At 47.8% G+C, this 21097-nt stretch carries 20 protein-coding genes and 1 pseudogene; 11 read left to right on the forward strand and 10 right to left on the reverse strand.

The genetic code is table 11. From position 1 onward, the window contains the following. Nucleotides 1–17: 17 nt before the first annotated feature. From gndA to NIES2104_RS01325, 4 genes are all read right to left on the reverse strand, one after another. Nucleotides 18–1535 carry an NADP-dependent phosphogluconate dehydrogenase gene (gene gndA / locus NIES2104_RS01310; RefSeq protein WP_058995023.1) on the reverse strand — a complete coding sequence of 506 codons (1518 nt, stop codon included), beginning with the start codon at nt 1533–1535 and terminating at the stop codon, nt 18–20. 129 nt (nt 1536–1664) lie between these two features. Further along, the gene (locus tag NIES2104_RS01315) at nt 1665–3296 is read right to left on the reverse strand and encodes an ATP-dependent DNA helicase RecQ (protein ID WP_058995025.1); all 1632 of its coding nucleotides are present in this window, start codon (nt 3294–3296) and stop codon (nt 1665–1667) included. A gap of 75 nt (nt 3297–3371) precedes the next feature. Continuing rightward, nucleotides 3372–4388, reverse strand: coding sequence for an SDR family oxidoreductase (locus NIES2104_RS01320; protein ID WP_058995027.1), 1017 nt, complete (start codon nt 4386–4388; stop codon nt 3372–3374). A 17-nt stretch (nt 4389–4405) separates the two neighbouring features. Next, on the reverse strand, nt 4406–4909 hold the full coding sequence (locus NIES2104_RS01325; protein ID WP_058995029.1) for a DUF6335 family protein: 504 nt from the start codon (nt 4907–4909) through the stop codon (nt 4406–4408). A gap of 206 nt (nt 4910–5115) precedes the next feature. Here NIES2104_RS01325 and NIES2104_RS01330 point away from each other — a divergent pair, with 206 nt between their 5' ends. The 5 genes from NIES2104_RS01330 to NIES2104_RS01350 all read left to right on the forward strand — a co-directional run bounded on the left by NIES2104_RS01330 (nt 5116) and on the right by NIES2104_RS01350 (nt 10071). Next, a complete protein-coding gene (locus tag NIES2104_RS01330; protein WP_058995031.1) occupies nt 5116–6213 on the forward strand; it encodes a DJ-1/PfpI/YhbO family deglycase/protease in 1098 nt (365 codons plus the stop codon). 63 nt (nt 6214–6276) lie between these two features. Next, nucleotides 6277–6984, forward strand: coding sequence for an SRPBCC family protein (locus NIES2104_RS01335; protein ID WP_058995033.1), 708 nt, complete (start codon nt 6277–6279; stop codon nt 6982–6984). A gap of 271 nt (nt 6985–7255) precedes the next feature. Continuing rightward, nucleotides 7256–8425 carry a zinc-dependent alcohol dehydrogenase gene (locus tag NIES2104_RS01340; RefSeq protein WP_058995035.1) on the forward strand — a complete coding sequence of 390 codons (1170 nt, stop codon included), beginning with the start codon at nt 7256–7258 and terminating at the stop codon, nt 8423–8425. Further along, complete coding sequence (locus NIES2104_RS01345; RefSeq protein ID WP_058995037.1) at nt 8425–8901, forward strand: hypothetical protein; 477 nt, start codon at nt 8425–8427, stop codon at nt 8899–8901. The genes NIES2104_RS01340 and NIES2104_RS01345 overlap by 1 nt, the downstream gene beginning before the upstream one ends. Next, nucleotides 8902–10071, forward strand: a complete 1170-nt coding sequence (locus NIES2104_RS01350) for a zinc-dependent alcohol dehydrogenase (RefSeq protein ID WP_058995039.1) — start codon at nt 8902–8904, stop codon at nt 10069–10071. A gap of 7 nt (nt 10072–10078) precedes the next feature. Here the strand turns inward: NIES2104_RS01350 and NIES2104_RS01355 are convergent, their stop codons facing one another. The 4 genes and pseudogenes from NIES2104_RS01355 to NIES2104_RS01370 form a co-directional block, all read right to left on the reverse strand. Beyond that, nucleotides 10079–10459, reverse strand: a complete 381-nt coding sequence (locus tag NIES2104_RS01355) for a PleD family two-component system response regulator (RefSeq protein WP_058995041.1) — start codon at nt 10457–10459, stop codon at nt 10079–10081. Between the two features lie 331 nt (nt 10460–10790). After that, nucleotides 10791–10890 (reverse strand): annotated as a pseudogene (locus tag NIES2104_RS33235) (S-layer homology domain-containing protein); the annotation flags it as partial. Nucleotides 10891–11118: 228 nt separating this feature from the next. Then, the gene (locus NIES2104_RS01365) at nt 11119–13203 is read right to left on the reverse strand and encodes a S9 family peptidase (RefSeq protein WP_058995045.1); all 2085 of its coding nucleotides are present in this window, start codon (nt 13201–13203) and stop codon (nt 11119–11121) included. A 75-nt stretch (nt 13204–13278) separates the two neighbouring features. Beyond that, nucleotides 13279–13617 (reverse strand): cupin domain-containing protein, encoded by a 339-nt coding sequence (locus NIES2104_RS01370; RefSeq protein WP_058995047.1) that lies wholly within the window; start codon nt 13615–13617, stop codon nt 13279–13281. 368 nt (nt 13618–13985) lie between these two features. Here NIES2104_RS01370 and NIES2104_RS01375 point away from each other — a divergent pair, with 368 nt between their 5' ends. The 5 genes from NIES2104_RS01375 to NIES2104_RS01395 all read left to right on the forward strand — a co-directional run bounded on the left by NIES2104_RS01375 (nt 13986) and on the right by NIES2104_RS01395 (nt 18573). After that, a complete protein-coding gene (locus tag NIES2104_RS01375) occupies nt 13986–15116 on the forward strand; it encodes a hypothetical protein (protein ID WP_058995049.1) in 1131 nt (376 codons plus the stop codon). 5 nt (nt 15117–15121) lie between these two features. Continuing rightward, nucleotides 15122–16204 carry a hypothetical protein gene (locus tag NIES2104_RS01380; protein WP_058995051.1) on the forward strand — a complete coding sequence of 361 codons (1083 nt, stop codon included), beginning with the start codon at nt 15122–15124 and terminating at the stop codon, nt 16202–16204. 90 nt (nt 16205–16294) lie between these two features. Continuing rightward, entirely contained in the window at nt 16295–17197 is a 903-nt protein-coding gene (gene crtA, locus NIES2104_RS01385; RefSeq protein ID WP_058995053.1) for a cyanoexosortase A, read from the forward strand. Between the two features lie 5 nt (nt 17198–17202). Further along, nucleotides 17203–17853, forward strand: a complete 651-nt coding sequence (locus tag NIES2104_RS01390; protein WP_058995055.1) for a cyanoexosortase A system-associated protein — start codon at nt 17203–17205, stop codon at nt 17851–17853. A gap of 15 nt (nt 17854–17868) precedes the next feature. Then, nucleotides 17869–18573 (forward strand): HpsJ family protein, encoded by a 705-nt coding sequence (locus tag NIES2104_RS01395; RefSeq protein ID WP_058995057.1) that lies wholly within the window; start codon nt 17869–17871, stop codon nt 18571–18573. 113 nt (nt 18574–18686) lie between these two features. Here the strand turns inward: NIES2104_RS01395 and NIES2104_RS01400 are convergent, their stop codons facing one another. Both NIES2104_RS01400 and NIES2104_RS01405 read right to left on the reverse strand, forming a co-directional pair. Then, a complete protein-coding gene (locus NIES2104_RS01400) occupies nt 18687–19373 on the reverse strand; it encodes a low-complexity tail membrane protein (RefSeq protein ID WP_082689906.1) in 687 nt (228 codons plus the stop codon). A gap of 14 nt (nt 19374–19387) precedes the next feature. Beyond that, nucleotides 19388–19606 (reverse strand): hypothetical protein, encoded by a 219-nt coding sequence (locus NIES2104_RS01405; protein ID WP_072218152.1) that lies wholly within the window; start codon nt 19604–19606, stop codon nt 19388–19390. 236 nt (nt 19607–19842) lie between these two features. Between NIES2104_RS01405 and thrC the strand changes: the two genes are divergently transcribed. Next, nucleotides 19843–20955, forward strand: coding sequence for a threonine synthase (gene thrC, locus NIES2104_RS01410; RefSeq protein ID WP_339375238.1), 1113 nt, complete (start codon nt 19843–19845; stop codon nt 20953–20955). Nucleotides 20956–21097 lie beyond the last annotated feature (142 nt).

Consider the following 21097-nt stretch of genomic DNA (forward strand, 5'->3'; position numbering starts at 1 on the left):
TGATTTAGTGTAACCGACTATCGATTCGTCTGCACCTCTTTGATCTCAACATCGTCTGCACTCGGACGCGGTTGATCGGCGGTGAGCTTCTGTGGAGTCGAAAAACTCGATGAAGACTCTTGAGCCAAAGTCGTCCATTCCGTGTGGAATACGCCTTCTTTGTCAGTGCGGAGGTAGGTGTGTGCACCAAAATAATCGCGCTGCGCCTGTGTTAAGTTTTGTGGCAAACGCTCGCGGCGGTAGCTGTCGAAATAATCTAGCGACGCACTAAACGCAGGAACCGCGATCCCGTGACGAGCAGCCGCCATGATCACCTCACGCCATGCCGATTGTCGATCGAGAATCGATTGCTTGAATTCAGGAGCCAAGAGCAAGTTCGGCAGCGTCGGATTTTCGGTGAACGCATGTTGAATCTTGCCGAGGAAACCTGCACGAATAATACAGCCGCCTTTCCAAATTCGGGCACATTCTGCCAGATTCAGGTCGTATCCGTAGTTTTGCGATGCCACGTTCAGCAGTGCCATGCCTTGCGCGTACGAGCAGATTTTCGAGCAGTACAACGCATCGCGGACGGCATTGATAAACGTCTTTTTATCGCCGTCAAACGTCGGACTGGCATAGCTCAACTGTTGAGCAGCTTCAAGCCGCTCGGTCTTGTACGAGGACATAATGCGAGCGTTTACCGCAGCAATAATCGTCGGAATTGCGACCCCTTGTTCGAGCGCATCAGTGACAGTCCAGCGTCCCGTTCCTTTCTGTCCAGCAGCATCGAGAATAAAATCAACCAGGGGCTGTTTCGTATCTGGATCGAAAACCTTGAAGATGTCTGCGGTAATTTCGATTAGATAAGAGTTCAGTTCGGGAGTCGTGTTCCATTCGGTGAACACTTCATAAAGTTCGTTGTCATCGAGTCCGCCCACGTTCTTCAGCAAATCATAGGCTTCTGCGATCAACTGCATATCGCCGTACTCGATGCCGTTGTGCACCATTTTGACGTAGTGACCTGCGCCACCCGGACCAATGTAGGTCACACAAGCGCCATCATCCACCTGAGCGGCAATCTTGGTCAAAATCGGCTCTAGATATTCGTAAGCCGATTTCGTGCCTCCTGGCATCAAACTCGGTCCATTCAGCGCACCTTCTTCACCACCGCTCACACCCATTCCGATAAAGGTGAATTTTGCAGCTTCGAGATCACGCGCTCGACGGGCAGTATCGCTAAATAGAGAGTTACCGCCATCGATCAGGATGTCACCTTCATCGAGTAGCGGCTTTAGTTGCTCGATCATCGCGTCCACGGGTGCGCCCGCTTTCACCATAATCAAGATTTTCCGAGGGCGTTCGAGCGAAGCAACGAATTCTTCGATCGTATAGGTTGCCTTGACATTTTTGCCGCCAGCCCGATTTGCCATGAAGGTATCGGTCTTTTCGCGGCTTCGGTTAAAGACTGCGACGGGGAAGCCATTGCGCTCGACATTGAGCGCCAGGTTTTCACCCATCACAGCGAGACCAATTACACCAAAACTTTGTGCCATAAAATTTCTCTGCTAACTCTGTAACGGCAAGGAAGCGATCGCTTCTTCAAGGTAGCTCGATCGCTTTAAGGTAGCGTGGAAGATTCCATTAAGACTCTGACTAGAGAGAGGGATTAAGCGTTTTGTATTTTACGCAACTTTTTGAAGCAATCCCCGTAACAATGCGGCTTCCAGGCTGATGGTCTTGTATCCAACTTCATCGAACAGAATGACGATTTTGTCGCCTTCATAACGCATTACAGTCCCTTCTCCCCAAGACTTGTGAGCGACACGGCTGTTGAGTTGATAGGGTTTTCGCCCGTCGTCTTGCTGGTTTGCAGTTCCGGAGTTGCAGTTGTCACAATATCCACACAATTCTTCACGGGGATCACCGAAATAGTTCAATAAGTATTTGCGGCGACAGTCGAGAACTTCAGCATAATTTCGCATCATCTCTAAGCGCGATCGCTCAACTTTAATTTTGCGCTCTTGTGCGTGTAGAACTTCTTCGGCAGCTTGTTCAATCTCAGGAGCGTCCGGTTTTGCGAATACTTCTCCAGTCGGCAAAGCTTCAACGACTCCTAGCAGTTCTAAGTGGCTTAATGTTGTTTTAATTTTTGTTCCAGATAAATCAGTCAGCGACTTTAAAGCTTTTGGGTGAATTGGTTCTGATTGTTGGCGAACCAGTTCAGCGAGTTCAATGACTTTTTCTTTCTCCAGTTTGCCGCTACCTGAGAAGAACTTGCGTAGGTTTAAATCATCCGGTGTGTAGAACAAAATGATGTTTGCAGGATCACCATCTCGCCCGGCTCGTCCGATTTCCTGGTAGTAACTATCGATCGAGTCACTAATGTTGTAGTGCACCACAAATCGAACATTCGACTTATCAACACCCATTCCAAACGCGGTCGTTGCTACAATCACTTCTGCTTCATCAGACATGAAAGCGTTTTGAGCTTGTTCGCGTTCTTTAGTTTTCAGTCCTGCATGATAAGCGATCGCATTAATTCCCGCTTCATTGAGTGCTTCAGCCAAAGATTCCGTTGCTTTGCGAGTGGCAACATACACAATTCCTGGCTTAGTTAATTGCTGAATGCGTTTGATGAAAATCTCCCGCTTTTCCGCTTCATCATCGTAGTTCTCAACCGCGAGACGTAAGTTAGGACGATCGAAGCCTCGAACAATGATTCGCGGGTTGTTCATTCCTAATCGCTGCATGATTTCTTCTCGCACAGGCGGCGATGCGGTTGCAGTCAGAGCTAGAGTTGTCGGATGTCCTAACGCTTCGATCACGGTTCCTAGTCGCAGATAGTCCGGGCGGAAACTATGACCCCATTCACTGATGCAATGTGCTTCGTCAATGACAAACAGAGAAGGAGATGCAGCTTGTAAATGCTCGATCGTATCTGCATTGTTAAATTGTTCGGGTGCGAGGAAGAGGAATTCAATTTCACCATTACTCCAGCGATCGAAAACCTCTGCACGATTAGAAGCAGAAATCGTTGAATTCACGACTGCCGCATGACCCACTTCGGCAACAATCGATTCTACTTGATCTTTTTGGAGTGCTAAAAGTGGAGAAACGACGATCGTTGATCCGGGAATTCTTGCGGCTGTCAGTTGATAGATTGCTGATTTGCCTGATCCGGTCGGCATCACGGCTAAAGTGTCGCGATGTTCTAGAACTGATGCGATCGCGGCTTCTTGTCCGGGCCGAAGATCATCGTAACCTAGATAATCTTGAGCAAGTTGCTGAATTGAAACTGGTTTCTTTCTTGGCATATTTTGAAAAAAATGCAGGGCAAGTTAGACTCGCCCTACATTAGAGAGGTTGAACAGCTTAGAAACTTTGAAAACTTAACTACGATCGCTAAATCCACCTAGCAACGCGAGTCCACCGAGAACCGCAGCCGCTAATACACCAAACGAGAAAGCAGGCGTTTTATCAATGTGATCGAGCAAGCTCGGAATTTCAAATTGTTTGTAATCGCCATCAATGCGATCATATCCTGGCTCTTGAATCGGCTCGAAGAGATTGTTCGGATCGTCTTCACCCTTTTCAACTTCAGTCCGCTGTAGAGGGAAAGCGACTGCTAATAACGCTGCATCGACTAATCCCGGTGAAATGCGCTGAATGACATCTAGGATCTTACCTGCATCACTCACAACATAGTCACGTACTTCATGTTCAGCCGCGTACAGAATTGCATCTGTAACTAAGCTGGCATTGTAGAACGGAGGGGGAGCCATCGGTTTAACACCCAGCTTTGTTTTACCTTTGTTGTAAAACGGAGTGTTAATTACTCCCGGCATGATGTTCGCAACATTAATCGGATAGCCTTGATGCTTTAGTTCTAATCGCAGTGCATCGATCATACCCATTGTTCCATGCTTCGAGGCGGAATAAGGGCTTTGATACGGCAGCGATCGACGTGCTTCCACCGAAGTGATACTGATGAACGAGCCGCGTCCTTCTTCTTTCAGCAACGGTAATGCAACCATCGCACCATAAACTTGACCCATCAAGTTCACATCAATCACGCGCTTGAACTCTTCGGGAGTAATGCGATCGAAGGTCGCAAATATGGCAGTTGCAGCCGCGTGAACCCAAGTATCAAGTCTGCCAAATCGATCGACCGCTTTGTCTGCGATCGCTTTGACTTGCTCGTAATCTGCGACATCTGCCACAACCGCGATCGCTTCTCCGCCGCGTTGATAAATCTCTTCAACTAGAGAAGCTAACCCCGCCTGACTCCGCGCCGCAACGACTACTTTTGCACCCCGCTCAGCGAACTTCAGAGCCGCATCGCGTCCAATTCCACTTGATGCGCCGACAATAGCGACGACTTGTTGGTTAATCGGTTTTAAATCCATTGTTTTATGTAGGGAAATTAGTCTTCTTCGTTTCTACGGTCTTCGTAATCTTCAGAAGAGGAAGGCTCAAGCTCCCATCTGCGATCGTCACGTCCTTCTAGAATTTCATTGGTGTGCAGATAGTTGTGATCGCTCATTTCTAAGCCCACTGCACGCCCCAAATCATCCACAATATCCATATCTGGCGTTGATACGGTGCCGCCAACCGATTCATCACCGACTGCGTTGGCTTGCTCATAGTTCGCATCGATATCGCCACCTGTCAACACGGCAGAAGCTTCATGAAGTTCACTGTCTCGATCGTGCATTGTTCGACCGCCGATCGCATATCCCGGCATTTCCACGACACCCGTGCCGTATGATTCGGTGTACTCCTGCGGAACATCGCCGTAGTCTTGCTCATCTTCGAGATCTTCGTTTTCAAAGTCATCTTCAACATCGCCGCCCAAATTATGCAACGATGCCTCTAGATCTGCTTCGTCAGAGATATCTTGGTATCCTGGATTTTTGCTGTAAGTCATTGTGTTCTCCCGCTCTAAGGCATCGCACCTCTGTAAGTTAACGAATTGCAATCAAGCCAGTCTCTTCACATAGAAAGTTCCTTGATCCACCTAGAGAAAGAGATTTGCTTCTGTCATGCGAATGAGGAGAGATCGAGCTTTTCTTCTTACTGTGTAAAAAGCCTGTCAATCCGGATATCAAGTCTAGACACAAGGGAGACGCAGCAATGGTGATGGACTCGCAGCCCAAAAAGGTTGCTATTTTAATCGAACAAGGGGTCGAAGATGCGGAATTTCAGCTTCCCTACAATGCGCTGAAGAAAGCGGGAGCCGAAGTTATCGTACTTGGTTCGCGGGTGAATGAAGAATATAAAGGTAAGCAAGGCAAGCTCAACATCAAAGCCGATGCGACGACAACGGAATCGATCGCAACTGATTTCGATGCCGTAATCATTCCAGGTGGTCATGCGCCCGATAAGATGCGGACGAATATGAAAACCGTTCAATTCGTAGAGGATGCTTTAGAAAATGGTGTTTTAGTTGCATCAGTTTGTCATGGTCCGCAAGTTCTGATCGAAGGCGATATGTTAGATGGCGTTCGGGCGACCGGATTCCGTGCCATTCGTAAGGATATGCAGAATGCTGGAGCCGAATTCGTCGATGAGCCTTTAGTAATCGACGATAATCTGATTACCTCTCGTCGTCCAGGAGATTTGCCGATTTTTGTCACTGCGATTTTGCAACAGTTAAGTCTCAACATTCCAGATACAACTTTGCCGCCGATCAGTGATCTCGATGCAGGCTGGTGGAAGCTCGGTGAAGAATGGGGTGGCTCTAGCAAAAGCGAAATTGTGAATGCTTTGAACACTGCAATTCAAGGCGAGCGTTACAGCTTGGAAACCTTCCAGCATTACCATGACAATGCCACCGATGATGCAATGAAGGAACTATTCCAAGAAATTTTGCAGCATAAGAATCAGCATGTTCAACAGTTAGAGGCTCGCTTAGCAGTATTCAATGAGAAGCCTTCGCTGCCTGCTGCTGTTAGCAATCTTTATGCCAGTATCAAATCCTTCTTCCAAAACGATCAAACCGATGTCGAAATCTTACGACGTGCATTGGGCGATTTGCAAACAGGTGTAGTTGATACCTACAACCTGCGTAACATGCTGACCGATCCAGCAACCGTTGAGATCTTGGATCAGATGGAAGTGACTTTGGCAAGAGACGAGCAGCGAATTGCAAATCTCTACAAAGATCGATTGGGCGATCGCGTTCCCCAATCTCCCAAGCCCTCTAGCCGTCCTGCGGTAACGGGTGCATAGTTCTCTAGAAGTCGAAGGTTTCATCACTTTCGACTTCTCTGTTTCAATTTACTGTGAGTCACTATGGAAACTGAATCGGACAAAACAATTAACTCTTCTGAACAGCCACCCGTCACCGATACCGAAAAATGGGCATCGATCGTCGGTGGTAGCGCAATGGTGCTATTCGGACTACAAAAACGATCGCTCAGAGGTATCCTAACCGCGATCGCAGGTGGCGGTCTTGCTTACCACGGTGCAACCGCTGATAAAAGCATCACTGATAAAGTGAGTGATGCAGTCGGACTGAACAAAGCGCTCAAAGTTGAAAAGACGGTCACGATCAATCGACCTGTAGAAGAACTCTATAACTACTGGCACGACTTCGAGAATTTACCCACTTTCATGAAGCACGTCAAATCAGTGACGGTCAGCGAAGGTGGAAAGCGATCGCATTGGGTGGCAAATGCGCCGCTCGGTCAAGAAGTCGAATGGGATGCGGAAGTGATCAAAGATGAGCCGAATCGATTGATTGCTTGGGCATCGCTCGAAGGTGCGGATGTGGATAATTCGGGATTTGTGCGATTTACACCAGCACCGGGCGATCGAGGAACTGAGGTGAAGGTGGTGATGGAGTACGAGATTGCAGGCGGCAGACTGACGGCAGCTTTAGCGAAATTGTTTGGGGAAGAGCCAGAACAGCAGGTGGGTGATGAACTGCGCCGATTCAAGCAATTGATGGAAGCGGGTGAGATTGCCACCACTGAAGGTCAACCTCGGTGTCACGGGTAGGGTGTGTTTAGGAATTTTTCGCTTCGATTCAGTCTCGCCCCGGAATGAAATTCGGAGCTAACAGAACGAAGTCCACTGAAGGGGACTAAGAACCCAATTAATTGTCTTCAGTCCGTTAAAACGGACTTCGCACGATTAGCCCCGAATTCTATTCCGGGGCGGAAGCGAACGAAGCGACCGACTCTAAACCACGCTCCAGTTATTTCCAGAAAAAGAGACAGCAATTCGCTCTAATCTCTGTCCCTCTGTTCACTTATCCAACTAACTCACAATGAAAGCTGTTTGCTGGCATGGCGCGAATGATGTCCGCGTCGATAATGTTCCTGATCCAACCATCCTCAATCCGAGAGATGCCATTCTCAAAGTCACCGCTACAACGATTTGCGGTTCTGACTTGCACATCTACGATGGTTACATTCCCTCAATGCAGCCCGGAGACATTATCGGGCACGAATTCATGGGGGAAATCGTTGAAACTGGGCGCGAAGTTCGGAAATTGAAAAAGGGCGATCGCGTTGTCGTTTCCTCGATCATCGGCTGTGGTCAGTGTCACTATTGCGCTCACCAGCAGTGGTCACTTTGTGATAACTCTAATCCGGGTGGCGCGCTCCAAGAGCCGATATTCGGTTACAGCACAGGCGGAATTTTCGGCTACTCTCATCTATTCGGTGGGTATGCAGGCGCACAAGCGGAATATGTTCGCATTCCCTTCGCGGATCATGGCTGTGTGAAAATTCCTGACGGTATGACCGATGAGCAAGCATTACCGATTTCGGATGCGTTCCCGACGGGCTACATGGGCGCGGATATGTGTGATATCAAGCCTGGAGATGTCGTTGCAGTCTGGGGATGTGGTCCGGTTGGATTGTTCGCGATTCGGAGTGCCTATCTATTAGGGGCAGAAAAAGTGATTGGGATCGATCGCTTTCCCGAACGGTTAGCAATGGCGAAAGTGCAATGTGGTGCTGAAGTCATTAACTACGAAGAAATCGATGCAGGGGAAGCCCTCAAAGAGATGACAGGTGGACGTGGACCCGATGCCTGTATCGATGCAGTCGGACTTGAAGCACATGGAACTGGGCTGATGGGACTGTATGACGAAGTGAAACAAAGCGTTCGACTCGAAACCGATCGACCTCATATTCTGCGTCAAATGATCGTTGCTTGCCGCAAAGGTGGTGTGATTTCGGTGATGGGTGTGTACAGCGGCTTTATCGATAAGCTGCCGATGGGTGCTGCATTTAATAAAGGTCTCACGTTCAAAATGGGACAAATGCACGGACAGCGCTACATGCCGAAGCTGATCGATCACGTGCTCAAAGGTGACATTGATCCGGCGTTTGCGTTCTCACATCACATGCCGCTGACCGAAGCAAAGCAAGCTTACGAAATGTTCAAACACAAAACCGATAAATGTATCAAAGTTCTACTGAGACCTTAATGATGAAAGACCTACGTAAAATTTTCTCAACTCTAATCCTGAGCGTCGTTTTATTCCTGACACTATTGTTTACGTCTAGTGTTACGGCAAATGCTGCGATCGCACCCGATGAAGCTCAAAACATCATGCGAGATGCAAATAGCCTGCAAGAAGCTGGACAAAAACTTAGAGAAGCTGATTCTTCGGAAAAGCTGCGGAAAAATGAAGCCCTGAATACTGCAAAAGAAGTCCGCAAAAATCGACCCGCGATCGATGCGAAAGGCAATACGATCGAAGAAGCCAAAAAAGACTTGAAAGGCATCGCCGAAAACGTTAAAGAGAAGCTGAATTTAGACGAACCTCTTGCACCTTCGACCAAAGAATTTCTCGGTACGCGCCAAGAAACCGTCGAACCGAATGGAAAAATCCTAGTCAAAGAAAAGCCAGGGTACTATCAGCGCGATCGTCAAACCAAAGTTTTTGAAGAGGAGAAGTAAATGAAAGCTTTGTGTTGGCATGGTGCGCTCGATGTTCGTGTCGATAATGTTCCTGATCCGAAGATTCTCAATCCGCGAGATGCGATCGTCAAAATTACATCGACTGCGATCTGTGGCTCTGACCTGCATATCTATGATGGCTTCATTCCCACGATGCAATCTGGAGATATTCTCGGTCACGAGTTCATGGGCGAAGTCGTCGAAGTGGGTTCTGCGGTCAAGAATATCAACATTGGCGATCGCGTCGTCGTTCCTTTCACGATTTCTTGTGGTAACTGTTACTTCTGCCAAAAAGACCTTTGGTCACTGTGCGATAACTCGAATCCGAATGCTTCGCTGATTGAACCTTTGTATGGTCATTCTCCAGCCGGATTGTTTGGCTATTCCCATTTCTTTGGTGGATATGCAGGCGGACAAGCTGAATATGCTCGTGTGCCGTTTGCGGACACAGGATTGTTCAAGATTCCACCTGAGTTGACGGATGAACAAGTGCTATTCTTGACTGACATTTTCCCGACGGGATACATGGCAGCAGAACATTGTGATATCAAACCCGGTCATGTTGTTGCGGTTTGGGGTTGCGGTCCGGTGGGACAGTTCGCAATCAAGAGCGCGTTTATGCTGGGAGCTGATCGAGTCATTGCCATCGATCGAGTTCCCGAACGCTTGGAGATGGCGAAAACTCAGTGCGGTGCAGAGGTTCTAAACTACGAAGAACTCGATGTCGGTGATGCCCTCAAAGAAATGACCGGCGGACGCGGACCTGATTCGGTGATTGATGCGGTCGGTTTAGAATCTCACGGAACGAGCATCGATTACTGGGTCGATAAAGCCAAGCAAGCGGTTCGACTCGAAACTGATCGACCAATTGCCTTAAGACAAGCGATCGTGGCTTGTAGTAAAGGTGGAACGGTTTCGGTTCCAGGGGTGTATGGTGGCTTTCTCGATAAAATCCCGATGGGAGCCGCGTTTAACAAGGGGCTAACCTTCAAGATGGGACAAACTCATGTGCATCGCTATCTCGATCGATTGATCGGACACATTCAGCGGGGCGACATTGATCCGTCATTTGTGGTGACTCACACCATGCCATTAGAGCAAGCCCCTCAGGGATATGAGATCTTCAAACAGAAGAAAGATAACTGTATTAAGGTTGTGCTGAAGCCGTAGATAGTGGTTAGTTCAGGTTGCTTGAGCGCGATAACAAATACTGAATTGCGCTCAACATTTCTGACGGGGGGCAGGGCTTAGTCATATAAGCATCTGCCCCTTGTTTCATGCCCCAATAGCGATCGAAGTCTTCTCCTTTGATCGAACACATCATCACCGGAATATTTTGACTGCGCGGATCGCTTTTGATCCAGCGACAAAGTTCATACCCATTCATTCGAGGCATGACCACATCGGTAATGACTAGATCGGGTGGATGTTTCTGAATCACAGAAATCGCGTCAACACCATCGTCAGCGACCGCAACATCAAAGCCGCGATGCCGTAATTCGGTTGAAATGAGTTCTCGGACAACTGCACTGTCATCGACGACTAACACCCAACTCATAGCGATTCCTACATTTGGTATTTACCCTTACACTTTATTGATTCACCGATCGCAACAGCGTTTCAGAGAAAAATCTGTGAAGAAACAATGAATTTTAGTGCATGGCTAAAACCGGGTTGAATCGAGTTGCGATCGCCGTTCACTCGTTGGACACACTATGACTCGACGCAGTTCAGGTTTTGTTAAAATTCCAGACTGAATTATTTCGATAACGTATCCAGTCGATCGCTGAGTCCTTGCAGTTCATCGTTCAAGGTTCTTTGCTGCTGAATGATTCGATCGAACTCGGATTTTGTAGTAAATTGTTCCCGGTTCAAGCGAATCGATTGATCGACTTGCTCTAAGCAGGCGTTGAGTCCTGCGGCGAATTCGTAGCGCGTCATCGGTCGATCGCCGCGATAGGTGCCGTCTGGATAGCCAGAAAGACAGCCTAAAGGGGTGTTGGTCTGGGTTGGGCTTGCGGGGGATTGTGCTAGGGCTTTTGTGCCTGGAATGAGTAGGGTTGCAAGTAGGGAGGAGGTGACGGTGAGCGATCGGAGTTTCATAGTCTGGGTGGGTTGAGGGTTATGAGTGGATGCTTTTTTTATAGCGGTTTTTAGGTAAGTTCGCTATGCACGTGAATGGGGCGTGTTTCGATACTCTTCGCTTCGTTGCAGCCTCTAAAACACACCCGATTCAACCTGCCACTGATCCAACAGAAAAGCATACTCAAACGCAATTTCCTTCAAGCGTTCATATCGCCCAGATGCGCCCCCATGTCCGGCTCCCATGTTCGTTTTTAATAGCAAAACATTAGAATCTGTTTTCAGTGCTCTTAGCTTTGCTGTCCATTTCGCAGGTTCCCAGTAAGACACACGCGGATCATTCAAGCCGGCGGTAATGAGCAAAGCTGGATAAGCCTTTTCTGCAACATTGTCATAGGGTGAATAGCTCTTCATGTAGAAGTAAAATTCTCGATCGCTAGGATTGCCCCATTCTTCCCATTCTGTCACCGTCAAAGGCAGCGAATCATCTAAAATTGTGGTCACCACATCGACAAACGGCACTTGTGCGATCGCGCTTTTGAACAACTCTGGTCGCTGATTGATCACCGCTCCAATTAACAATCCGCCTGCACTACCGCCCGAAATTGCTAAATGCTCTGAATCTGTCCAACCTTGTTGAATCAGCGTTTCTGCACAAGCAATAAAGTCACTGAATGTATTCTGCTTGTGCAGAAACTTACCATCTTCGTACCATTTTCGCCCTAGTTCAGAGCCGCCTCGAATATGTGCGATCGCAAGAATGACTCCTCGATCGAGCAATGCTAACCGAGCCGAGCTAAATGAATCCGGATAGCTAAATCCATAAGATCCATATCCGGTCATAAGTAAGGGATTGCTCCCGCGATCGATGCCTGCTTTGTACACGATCGATAACGGAATCTTTGCACCATCGGGAGCAATCGCTTCGAGTCGTTCGCTTTTGTAATTTGCGCGATCGTATCCACCTAAGACTGGAGTTTCCTTCTTCAGTTCACGAGTTTTAGCATCGAGATCGTAATCAAAAATTGAACCCGGAGTGACTAGCGAAGTGTAACCGAATCGTAGGGTTTTTGTGTTGAAATCGGGATTGGCGGATTCTGAGACTTCGTAAGTTGGCTCTGGGAAGGTAATCGTATGTTCTTCTTCAGTGGAGAGCTTGCGGACTCGAATATTGGGAACGCCGGATTCGCGATCGTAAATAACTAAATGATCAGTAAACGCACTTACTCCCATCAAGAACACATCTTCACGGTGTTCAATCACTGTCTCCCACTGTTTAGGATCATTCACTGATGCTTTCATCAGTTTGAAGTTGAGCGCGTTTTCATTCGTGAGAATGTAGAACGTATCGGTGTGATGCTCGACTTCGTATTCAATGCCGACTTGACGCGGACGAATCACACGGAAGTCTGCGGTCGGATTGTTCGCATCGAGATAATGTACTTCTGAGGTGATTTTGCTACCTAAACCAAGCAGTAGATAAGCTTCACTCCGAGTTTTATCAATGCCAAGAAAGTAAGCATCATCCGCTTCGTGAAACAACAATTCATCGGTGTTCGGATCACTGTCTAATTGATGGCGAAAGAGCTTATACGGGCGATTTGCTGAATCGATTTGAGCATAAAACACGGTTTGATTATCATTGCCCCAAGCAAATGAAGCGGTATCAGGAATCGATTCGGAATAGAGTTTGCGAGTGGTTAAATCGAGAAAAAACAGCGTATAGCGTTCAGCTCCAGTCGTATCAGTTGAATACGCCAAGATCTGATGACTGGGACTGACTTCTAATACGCCTAAGCTGAAATATTCATTCCCTTGGGCTAATTCGTTTTGATCTAGTAAGACTTCTTCGGGTGCATCGAGCGATCGAGGTTTCCGACAATGAATCGGATAAGCTTTCCCAGATTCAGTGCGTGTGTAGTAGTAGAACTCTCCCCAGCGGTAGGGCACAGAGAGATCATCTTCCTGAATGCGAGATAGCATTTCTTCGTAAAGCTTTGTTTGCAGCGATTCAGTGTGCTGCATAATTGCTTCGGTATAAGCATTCTCCGCTTCTAGATAAGCGATGACTTCTGGATTGTCACGCTCACGCAGCCAAAAATAATCGTCGATGCGTTCATCGTCGTGGAGTTGATGAACATAGCGGTGTTGCGCTGCGATCGGGGGTGAAGCAGTTCCCCGATCGAGATTATCGTGTGAGTTAGCGGTGAGCGGTGACATGAAACGAGTAAAAAGACGACCACAATTAGTCAAGCATCTGAACCGAGTTTTGTCACTCTCCACTGAGGAGGGCATTTACTCATCGCGTCCGTGGACTTGAGCGGGTGGACTGGTTGCCTCGATCGCGCTAAATGACTCTAATATTTTGTAGCTGTGTGATGCGCCCTTGGGTACGACCCAAGAATCTCCTGGCTCTAGTAGCACCATTTGTCCTTCAAGATGTAATTCTGCTCGACCTTGAAGTACATAGCCGACCGTTTCATACTCTCGCTGTGTTGCAGGTTTGGCATCCGCAGGCTGTTCATTTTCCCAAAGCCGCATCGCGACGGTTTTACCTGAAGCTAAGTATTTTTGCCCCATTTCGCCTGTGGGTGAAAACTGAGCATCGACTTTCTGAACGGTACTATCAGTCATCGTGGATTCCTCATCAGTTGCAGTATTGCACTCAAAGTAATCCTCCTTAAGAAGAAGTACCTCTCACTTCAGGTGGATCACCTTACAGTGCTATTTTTCCAAACTCTGATCCAGCACTGTCCTAAAGGTTCTGATATCTATAGGCAATTTAATTGCACCTCACTCCATATCCCCGTAAGAATACGAGTCTCGTCCTTAAAGATTGTAAGAAATTTACAGATAAACACGGAGTATACGTAAGTGGCACCCCGGTAAACTATCGGTGCAGTTAGCTTTGCTCAGATTTCAACCCCACGAACAGTTTTAAGCTGTGATCACATATGAAGGACAGACTCTCAATCTACCGTTTTCGTACCTCAGCCTTCTGGATGCGTTGTTTCGCAGTTGTGCTTGTTCTGGGCGGATTCGGAGGCGTAAAATTAGCAAACGCGACAGATTCCAGCGACATCCAAATCGAAAAAGCAGCTTTTAATAAGACTACGATCGAGAAAACGGAACGCGATCGACGCACCGCATCTCCTAGTAAAATCACGACTGAAAAGACACCCGTAGATTTGACGATTCGCGATGCGGCATGGCTCAAACCCGCTTCAGAATCGCGCCGCCCTGCGAAGTCCTCGCTCGTTGCTTCACCGCGATCGAATGCGACTTCCAAAGCAGTCTTTCTCAGACAGCAGCCTCAAGGCAGCGCTCAACAACTTCTTGCAGAAGCGCCGATCGTGGAATCCTCGATCGCTCAAGCGACCAGCCCCCAAGATACTGATGCCTTACGTAGACAATTAGTAATTGATCCGCTCGTAGAACTGCGGATTCCAGCGTATTCTCCCGGTTCCTCGGTGGGGGTTCCGACCGCATTTGGCGCAAATTTTGGAGATGCGTTTGTCGGACTCTCGTTCTCAAATCGGCGACCGAGAATCAATGAAGCTGATGGTGCGCTCAGTGTGGGATTTGGCTTAGGAGATTCCGAAACAGCACTAGGACTCGAAGTGAGTGCAAACATTGGCAGTTTGAGACGGTTTGGTCGCAACGGGGATATTGGATTTAAGCTGCATCGTAGCCTTCCTGGAAAAGCCGCGATCGCGCTGGGCTTTGATTCTGGCATCGTTTGGGGAGAAGAGAACGAAACCACGGTCTCGACTCTCTATGGTGCTGCTTCAAAAGTCTTCGATTTGCGTCCCGGTAATCTTGAAGATTCTCTACCGCTCACTTTAACTCTGGGAATCGGTGGCGGAAGATTTCGATCCTTTGAGAACATTCAGAATGGGCAGGGGGGTGTCGGTGTCTTCGCGAGTGCGGGTCTGCGCGTAGTTCCTCAAGCCTCAGTAATTGGAAGCTGGACTGGACAAGACTTAAATCTGGGTGTTTCTTACGTGCCGCTTAAGACTACGCCATTGTTTCTCACGTTCGTGGTGGGCAATGTTCTGAGCCGAAATGATAATGCAACGTTGTTTTCTTTCGGCATTGGCTATGGGTTCAACTACACCGGATATCAGTACTAAGCATCATGAATCGAATTACTGCTCTTTTTCATTCTGTGGCGGTCTTAGGAGCCGTATTCGCCTTTGCGACTCCGAGTGCGGCAAATACGCCTCGCGGAACTTCTGGAATCAATACAGGTTCTGAAGTTGCGCCCCCGACTCGTCCAATCGTGTTTCCGCGAGTGCCTGGTCTTCAAATCGATCGCGGTCGATTAATTGCACCTCCCCCAGTTCAACAGCGGTTCAATCAAAACTTGATTGCGTTAGTGCGTGATCTCAGAACTGGAGCATTGCAAATTCCGGGTGTGTCCTCAGTACTTCAAAGCTCGATCGCTGATGTGCTACAAACATCGCCAGGGATTTACCGCTACATGGAAGTTGTGGGTGAGCTAAGAACGATTATTTCTCAGCCTGCGGTACCACCAACTGAACCTGGAGTCGAAGTTGAGCGTCCAGGATTTGTCAGGCTTGACTTGAAGCGGCAAGGTAGTACCCCTGCGAATATTGCGGCTCGGTTCTCGCGCTACAGTGCAAATCTGGGAACCAGAGGCGGACAGTTTACGATTTTTGGCAACGATCGACAAGGCATCACGCGCAACATTGAGGTTGTCCTGATTCCGAAGCTTGATCGTACAATGGAAGTCCGTTTTACCTCGAATTCGGCTGCTTTCAAGAGCGCTAACGGTCAGCTACTATCTTTCACGGCTCCGAATGCTCAAGTCGCTTCTATCTTAGCTGGCGTTTTACCTGCGTTAGATGCTGCAAATGCTTCTCTTCTCACCATGCAGACAGCCGCAAAGATTGTTCTTGCTCTCGGCAATGTGAACTTATCTACGCTTGAAATTCAGCAGTTAGCTCAAGGTGTTTCAGAAACATTGATCGCGAGTGAAGGATTGCTATCTGGATGCGGAAAAGATGCTGCCACTCTAACTTGTACAGATATCAGTGTGAATTCGCTTGCTGTTGCGATTCGTGCCTATAACGATTTGGTTCTTAGAACACAGGGATCTGCATTGACCGCATTGTCGAACAATCCAGAGTTTCAAACCTTAGGAGCCGCTTTACGTCGAGCGAGAACTGCGATCGCGCAAGAGTCAGCGACTCGATAAATCTATATCAGTCCTAGATTAGTAGGGAGTGGGGAGTGGGGCGTTGTTCCCGTTTTAGCTCCCTACTCCCTACTCCCTACCTCACAAGTTATGCGTCTATCAGAGTTGCGATCGCGATTCATTCTGGCTGTCAATGATTCCAACTATTGGCTTTTCGGTGTTGCACTCAGTCTGATTGCGCTGCATCTTCAATTGTATTGGCGATTTACAGGTGATTTCAGTCATGTTTCGCTAGAACTAATTGGATGGTCAGCGATCGCTTACTCACTCTGGCAGCGACGAGATCAATTAATGCTGCGACGAGAACCAGTCTCACAGTTTGTGGGCTGGTTCTTGATCGCAGTTCTGTTAGTCCGGAGTGTGAATCTTCGGGGTGGACATAGTGTTGTTCTAAGCGTGACTCCTTTGTTGATTGCGACTGCGATCGCGCTTTTAGCAGTTGGATTTAAACAAATTCGTCACTATCGACGCGAACTATTGCTTGTTTTTATCATGGCGATTCCGACGCAGATTTTAGTGTCAGAAGTTGATCGTTTTGTTCATTCAACTGTACTCACAGCCAAATATGCTCACGCTCTGATGTGGTATTTGGGATTCTTGGTTGAACGCAAGGGAACACAATTAGTTATGCCTTCGGGTGGTGTTGATATCTATCTCGGTTGTTCTGGGCTGGAAGCTGCAATTATTTCTATAAAAGTTGCTGTCTTCTTTCTGCTGGTTTTTCCGACGCGGTTAAGAGAGAAGTTTTTAGTGCCTACGATCGCGGTTCTTTCTGCATTTATTATCAATGGCTTCCGAGTCGTGTTTCTCGCCTATTTAGTTTCAAAGCAAGATACCGCAGGATTTGAATATTGGCATGGAGATCAGGGAGCGCAAATTTTTTCAATGATTTCGATGACGATTCTTAGTACGTATTGTCAAATTTTGATGGAACGTAGTAAGCCACTAACCTTAGAATCTGCTCCAGAAGAGTTAGAGCAATCTTCACGCTAGAATTTATGATTTCATCTAATTCATTGTATTTTCCACTTCTGAGACTGACATTTTTCTGTACGCTTTTGGTGTTAGGTCGGGCTATTTTTTTTCCGAATCTGAATCAGTCCACATCTTTTACGTTTCCAGATCAAATGCCGTTAGAGCGATCGCGGTTTGTTGAAAGAAATGCGATCGTTTCAAAAAGCTTTCACCCTAAATCTTGGTCTGACCTCAACGGCTATCAGTATCAATATCAAGGATTTAATGTTCAGATTCACTACCTTCAAGCAACAGATGGTGATGTTTCTACCTACTTAAAAACATATCTTTTGAACGAGCAGAACATAGAAGCCATAGATAAACAAAGTTCAACAGGGTTTTATCGCTTGCTTGAGCGCGATCGCGTTGCTTATCTAAGTTCTTGTATCAATTCTCGTGGTTCTAGTACAATCAACCGAGAGCAGTTTTTTGCAAACCGAAATACTTACGACCTTCGCATCGATCGACTGTTGCCGATTGTTCTCGGAATGGAAGATCCGAGAGATGCTCGGTGTCTATGGATCACTGTGTCAACACCGATCGAGAATCGATCGATCGAGGTCGTGCATCAACAGTTAGAAGCCGTTTGGCAAGATGTTTACGCTTGGTGGTTGCCAAGATTTCCAAAGCTTTAATCGAGGAGAAATACAATGCAGTTTGATTCAGCAGGAAAAGCAATCTCTGGATTGCGTGTGATTGGGTATGGCATTTTAGTGCTGTGCTTGATTGATTTAGTCGATATCTTGTATCCATTCCAAGCGTTCAACTCGGACTGGGAATTTAACACGGTTGGTAATCTAGTTGAGCGGGTTGGATTTCCTCTGGTTGGATTTGGTTTAATCTTTTTGGGTGAAGAGTCGAATAGATCGAAGATTGAACGATTTTTGTTAAAGCCTTTGTCGTGGGTGTTGATGGTGTATGCGATCGCGTATTGGGTGTTAGTTCCAATCGGAGTCAGTTCAGCTTGGCGCATCCATAATCAGAACAATGCTCAACTCGTTTCACAGTTGTCTCAACAACGTGAGCAAGTCAAAGCGGCACAAACTCAGATTCAGAAGCTGAGCGATGAGCAACTGAAAGCCTTGGTTCAGCGATCGACCGTTAGCGGATTGCAGAATTTTAATGCAGATGAATTTCGTAAGCGTCAGCTTGAGAACATTCAAACCACCGCACAGCAGACTGAGACTCAAGCAAAAGTCGCATTAGAACAGCGATCGAAGAATTTGCTCAAGAAAGCGATCAAATGGACATTGGGTGGAGTGATTGCGGGTGCTGTGTTTCTGTATCTGTGGTACTTATCCGGTTGGGCGCGGATGAAAAAGGTGCGGAGTCGTCCGTTGGCAATGACGCGGTGATGAATTGTTCAGACCGCAAAACCCCGTAGAGACGCGCACACCGAAGGTGCAGCGAAGCTCCTAATCGCGTCTCTACGTCGTCGGGTAAACGCACAATGTGTCGCATTGATTTTTTAATTCTGGGTAGTCGTATCTAACGGAGGCACGATCGCATTCACGGGAATTCCAAACACCAACAATCGCTTGGAAATCTGAGCCACCTCGATCGGCGCAATCTGCATATATTCCGCATCACTCGACAACATCACCAAGCCGACACTCACAGGCACCTGTAAAAACAAATTGCCGCCAAAAAACGCGATCGCTGCCACAATCAAGCCCAATCCATGTGACGGGATTGGGGTAATCCCTTCTGCAATCGGTGCGATCGCATAAATTTGTTTCAGCACTAAAAACAGCACAAACGCCGCAATCCCAGTCGCTACCGGATTCCGACGTGCTAAAAACAATCCTAAAATCTTTCTCTGCGCTTCTGTCAACTGCTCAGGACGTAGCGCCACCGCTAACAAACTATAGATATAGAACGGTTTTTGAAGCTGCATCCAAGCGATCGGAGCAATTCCCGCAGCGCCAACGAATCCTAATTCCAACCAAGGTGGCAAAATCGGATCGCCTGCTGCTAACCCTAATAAGCAGACCAGCAACGCCAGCGGAACCGCTGCAGCCCCAGCCAAATGAATCCACAAATACGGATCAGCCCAAAACGATCGCTGCATACCCCAACACTCGACGCGACAGACTGCCTCAGTATATCGCTCAAGATTGCCAAAAAATAAAGGATGAAGCGAAATCAACTTCATCCTTCAGAGGGGATCTATGAAACTGAACTGACCGTTTGCCCTGTCTTTTGCTGTTTGAGGGCTTGAAGCTGTTTGAGGAGCAGCTCCGCCTCGGCTTGCAAATCCAGAAGCTTGACTTGCTGATCGGCGCGGTAGAGAAGTTTCATTTTCTCTTGCGTCATCGCGGTCACGGATGCACCCGACTGAGAATCACATACCGCAGTATTACTAAGTTGGTCGTTTGAAGCGTTCATATCGATTAGTAATTTGTACTTACTCACACCACCAAAACATCTTAACCTAAACTTTACATAAGTTTGTGTTCTGGCATTCACTTTTAGACGATACCAGATCGACTCAGTTCCGGCAGAAATTGATAAATCACAAAATTCTATAGCCGATCATCGCAATTTGCATCAACCTGAGACAACGAAACGCAGTACACTAGGATTTCACGACTATCTGTTCATTCTTTAACTGATTGACTCCTGTGACCTTACGCCTGTCTCTTGCAAACCCCTCTCCTTCTGAAGAACTGCCCAGAGTCCAAGCTTGGCGCGGTTTAATCCACGGCTATCGCCGCTATCTGCCCGTGACGGATCAGACCCCAGTGGTAACGCTGCACGAGGGCAATACGCCGCTGATTCCGGTGCCTGCGATCGCGCAACAGATCGGTCGTCAGGTGCAGGTGTATATCAAGTACGACGGACTAAATCCGACCGGAAGCTTCAAAGATCGCGGCATGACAATGGCGATCTCGAAGGCGAAAGAAGCAGGCGCGGAGGCGGTCATTTGTGCAAGTACCGGAAATACGTCAGCCGCCGCTGCTGCCTACGCTTGTCGGGGCGGAATGCGAGCGTTTGTTTTGATCCCCGATGGCTATGTGGCTTTGGGAAAATTAGCTCAAGCCTTGTTGTACGGTGCGGAAGTTTTATCGATTAAGGGGAACTTCGATCGTGCTTTGGAAATCGTGCGCGAAATGTCGCAAAACTACCCGGTCACGCTCGTAAATTCGGTGAATCCCTATCGCTTAGAAGGGCAAAAGACCGCAGCATTTGAAGTGGTCGATGTTCTAGGAGATGCCCCCGATTGGCTGTGTATTCCGGTTGGAAATGCCGGAAATATTAGCGCCTACTGGATGGGATTTACGCAGTATCACCAGGAAGGTCGATCGTCGAAATTGCCAAAAATGATGGGATTTCAGGCAGCAGGCGCGGCTCCCTTAGTGCATGGCGAACCGTTTACGCATCCGGAGACGTTAGCAACAGCGATTCGGATTGGCAATCCGGCAAACTGGAATCGAGCGATCGCGGTTCGAGATGCAAGTCAGAGTAGCTTTAATGCGGTGACTGATGAAGAAATTCTCTCAGCCTATCGATTATTGGCGGCGAATGAAGGAATTTTCTGTGAGCCTGCGAGTGCTGCATCGGTTGCGGGCTTGTTGAAGGTCAAGGATCAAGTGCCCACTGGCGCGACCGTCGTTTGCGTGTTGACGGGAAATGGATTAAAAGATCCTGATTCAGCGATTAAGTTTAGCGAGAACAATTTCAAGCAGGGCATTGATCCAGAAACGCGATCGGTTGCGGATGCGATGGGATTTTGATCGATGAAATGCGGAAATGCCGACCTCTTTCTAACGCCAGTTCGATGAATTTCTTCGCTCCGTTGTTCACTCGCCCCGGAATGAAATTCGGGGCGAGACAGAATCGAAGCGGAAAGACTTGTCGAACTGGCGTGGATTTAGG

Origin of the sequence: Leptolyngbya sp. NIES-2104 (assembly GCF_001485215.1) — a bacterium.
GTDB lineage: Bacteria > Cyanobacteriota > Cyanobacteriia > Leptolyngbyales > Leptolyngbyaceae > Leptolyngbya.

Coding starts and splice junctions, on each gene's coding strand:
- gndA (WP_058995023.1), bottom strand. CDS start 1,535: ATGGCACAAAGTTTTGGTGTAATTGGTCTCGCTGTGATGGGTGAAAAC.
- NIES2104_RS01315 (WP_058995025.1), bottom strand. CDS start 3,296: ATGCCAAGAAAGAAACCAGTTTCAATTCAGCAACTTGCTCAAGATTAT.
- NIES2104_RS01320 (WP_058995027.1), bottom strand. CDS start 4,388: ATGGATTTAAAACCGATTAACCAACAAGTCGTCGCTATTGTCGGCGCA.
- NIES2104_RS01325 (WP_058995029.1), bottom strand. CDS start 4,909: ATGACTTACAGCAAAAATCCAGGATACCAAGATATCTCTGACGAAGCA.
- NIES2104_RS01330 (WP_058995031.1), top strand. CDS start 5,116: ATGGTGATGGACTCGCAGCCCAAAAAGGTTGCTATTTTAATCGAACAA.
- NIES2104_RS01335 (WP_058995033.1), top strand. CDS start 6,277: ATGGAAACTGAATCGGACAAAACAATTAACTCTTCTGAACAGCCACCC.
- NIES2104_RS01340 (WP_058995035.1), top strand. CDS start 7,256: ATGAAAGCTGTTTGCTGGCATGGCGCGAATGATGTCCGCGTCGATAAT.
- NIES2104_RS01345 (WP_058995037.1), top strand. CDS start 8,425: ATGATGAAAGACCTACGTAAAATTTTCTCAACTCTAATCCTGAGCGTC.
- NIES2104_RS01350 (WP_058995039.1), top strand. CDS start 8,902: ATGAAAGCTTTGTGTTGGCATGGTGCGCTCGATGTTCGTGTCGATAAT.
- NIES2104_RS01355 (WP_058995041.1), bottom strand. CDS start 10,459: ATGAGTTGGGTGTTAGTCGTCGATGACAGTGCAGTTGTCCGAGAACTC.
- NIES2104_RS01365 (WP_058995045.1), bottom strand. CDS start 13,203: ATGTCACCGCTCACCGCTAACTCACACGATAATCTCGATCGGGGAACT.
- NIES2104_RS01370 (WP_058995047.1), bottom strand. CDS start 13,617: ATGACTGATAGTACCGTTCAGAAAGTCGATGCTCAGTTTTCACCCACA.
- NIES2104_RS01375 (WP_058995049.1), top strand. CDS start 13,986: ATGCGTTGTTTCGCAGTTGTGCTTGTTCTGGGCGGATTCGGAGGCGTA.
- NIES2104_RS01380 (WP_058995051.1), top strand. CDS start 15,122: ATGAATCGAATTACTGCTCTTTTTCATTCTGTGGCGGTCTTAGGAGCC.
- crtA (WP_058995053.1), top strand. CDS start 16,295: ATGCGTCTATCAGAGTTGCGATCGCGATTCATTCTGGCTGTCAATGAT.
- NIES2104_RS01390 (WP_058995055.1), top strand. CDS start 17,203: ATGATTTCATCTAATTCATTGTATTTTCCACTTCTGAGACTGACATTT.
- NIES2104_RS01395 (WP_058995057.1), top strand. CDS start 17,869: ATGCAGTTTGATTCAGCAGGAAAAGCAATCTCTGGATTGCGTGTGATT.
- NIES2104_RS01400 (WP_082689906.1), bottom strand. CDS start 19,373: ATGAAGTTGATTTCGCTTCATCCTTTATTTTTTGGCAATCTTGAGCGA.
- NIES2104_RS01405 (WP_072218152.1), bottom strand. CDS start 19,606: ATGAACGCTTCAAACGACCAACTTAGTAATACTGCGGTATGTGATTCT.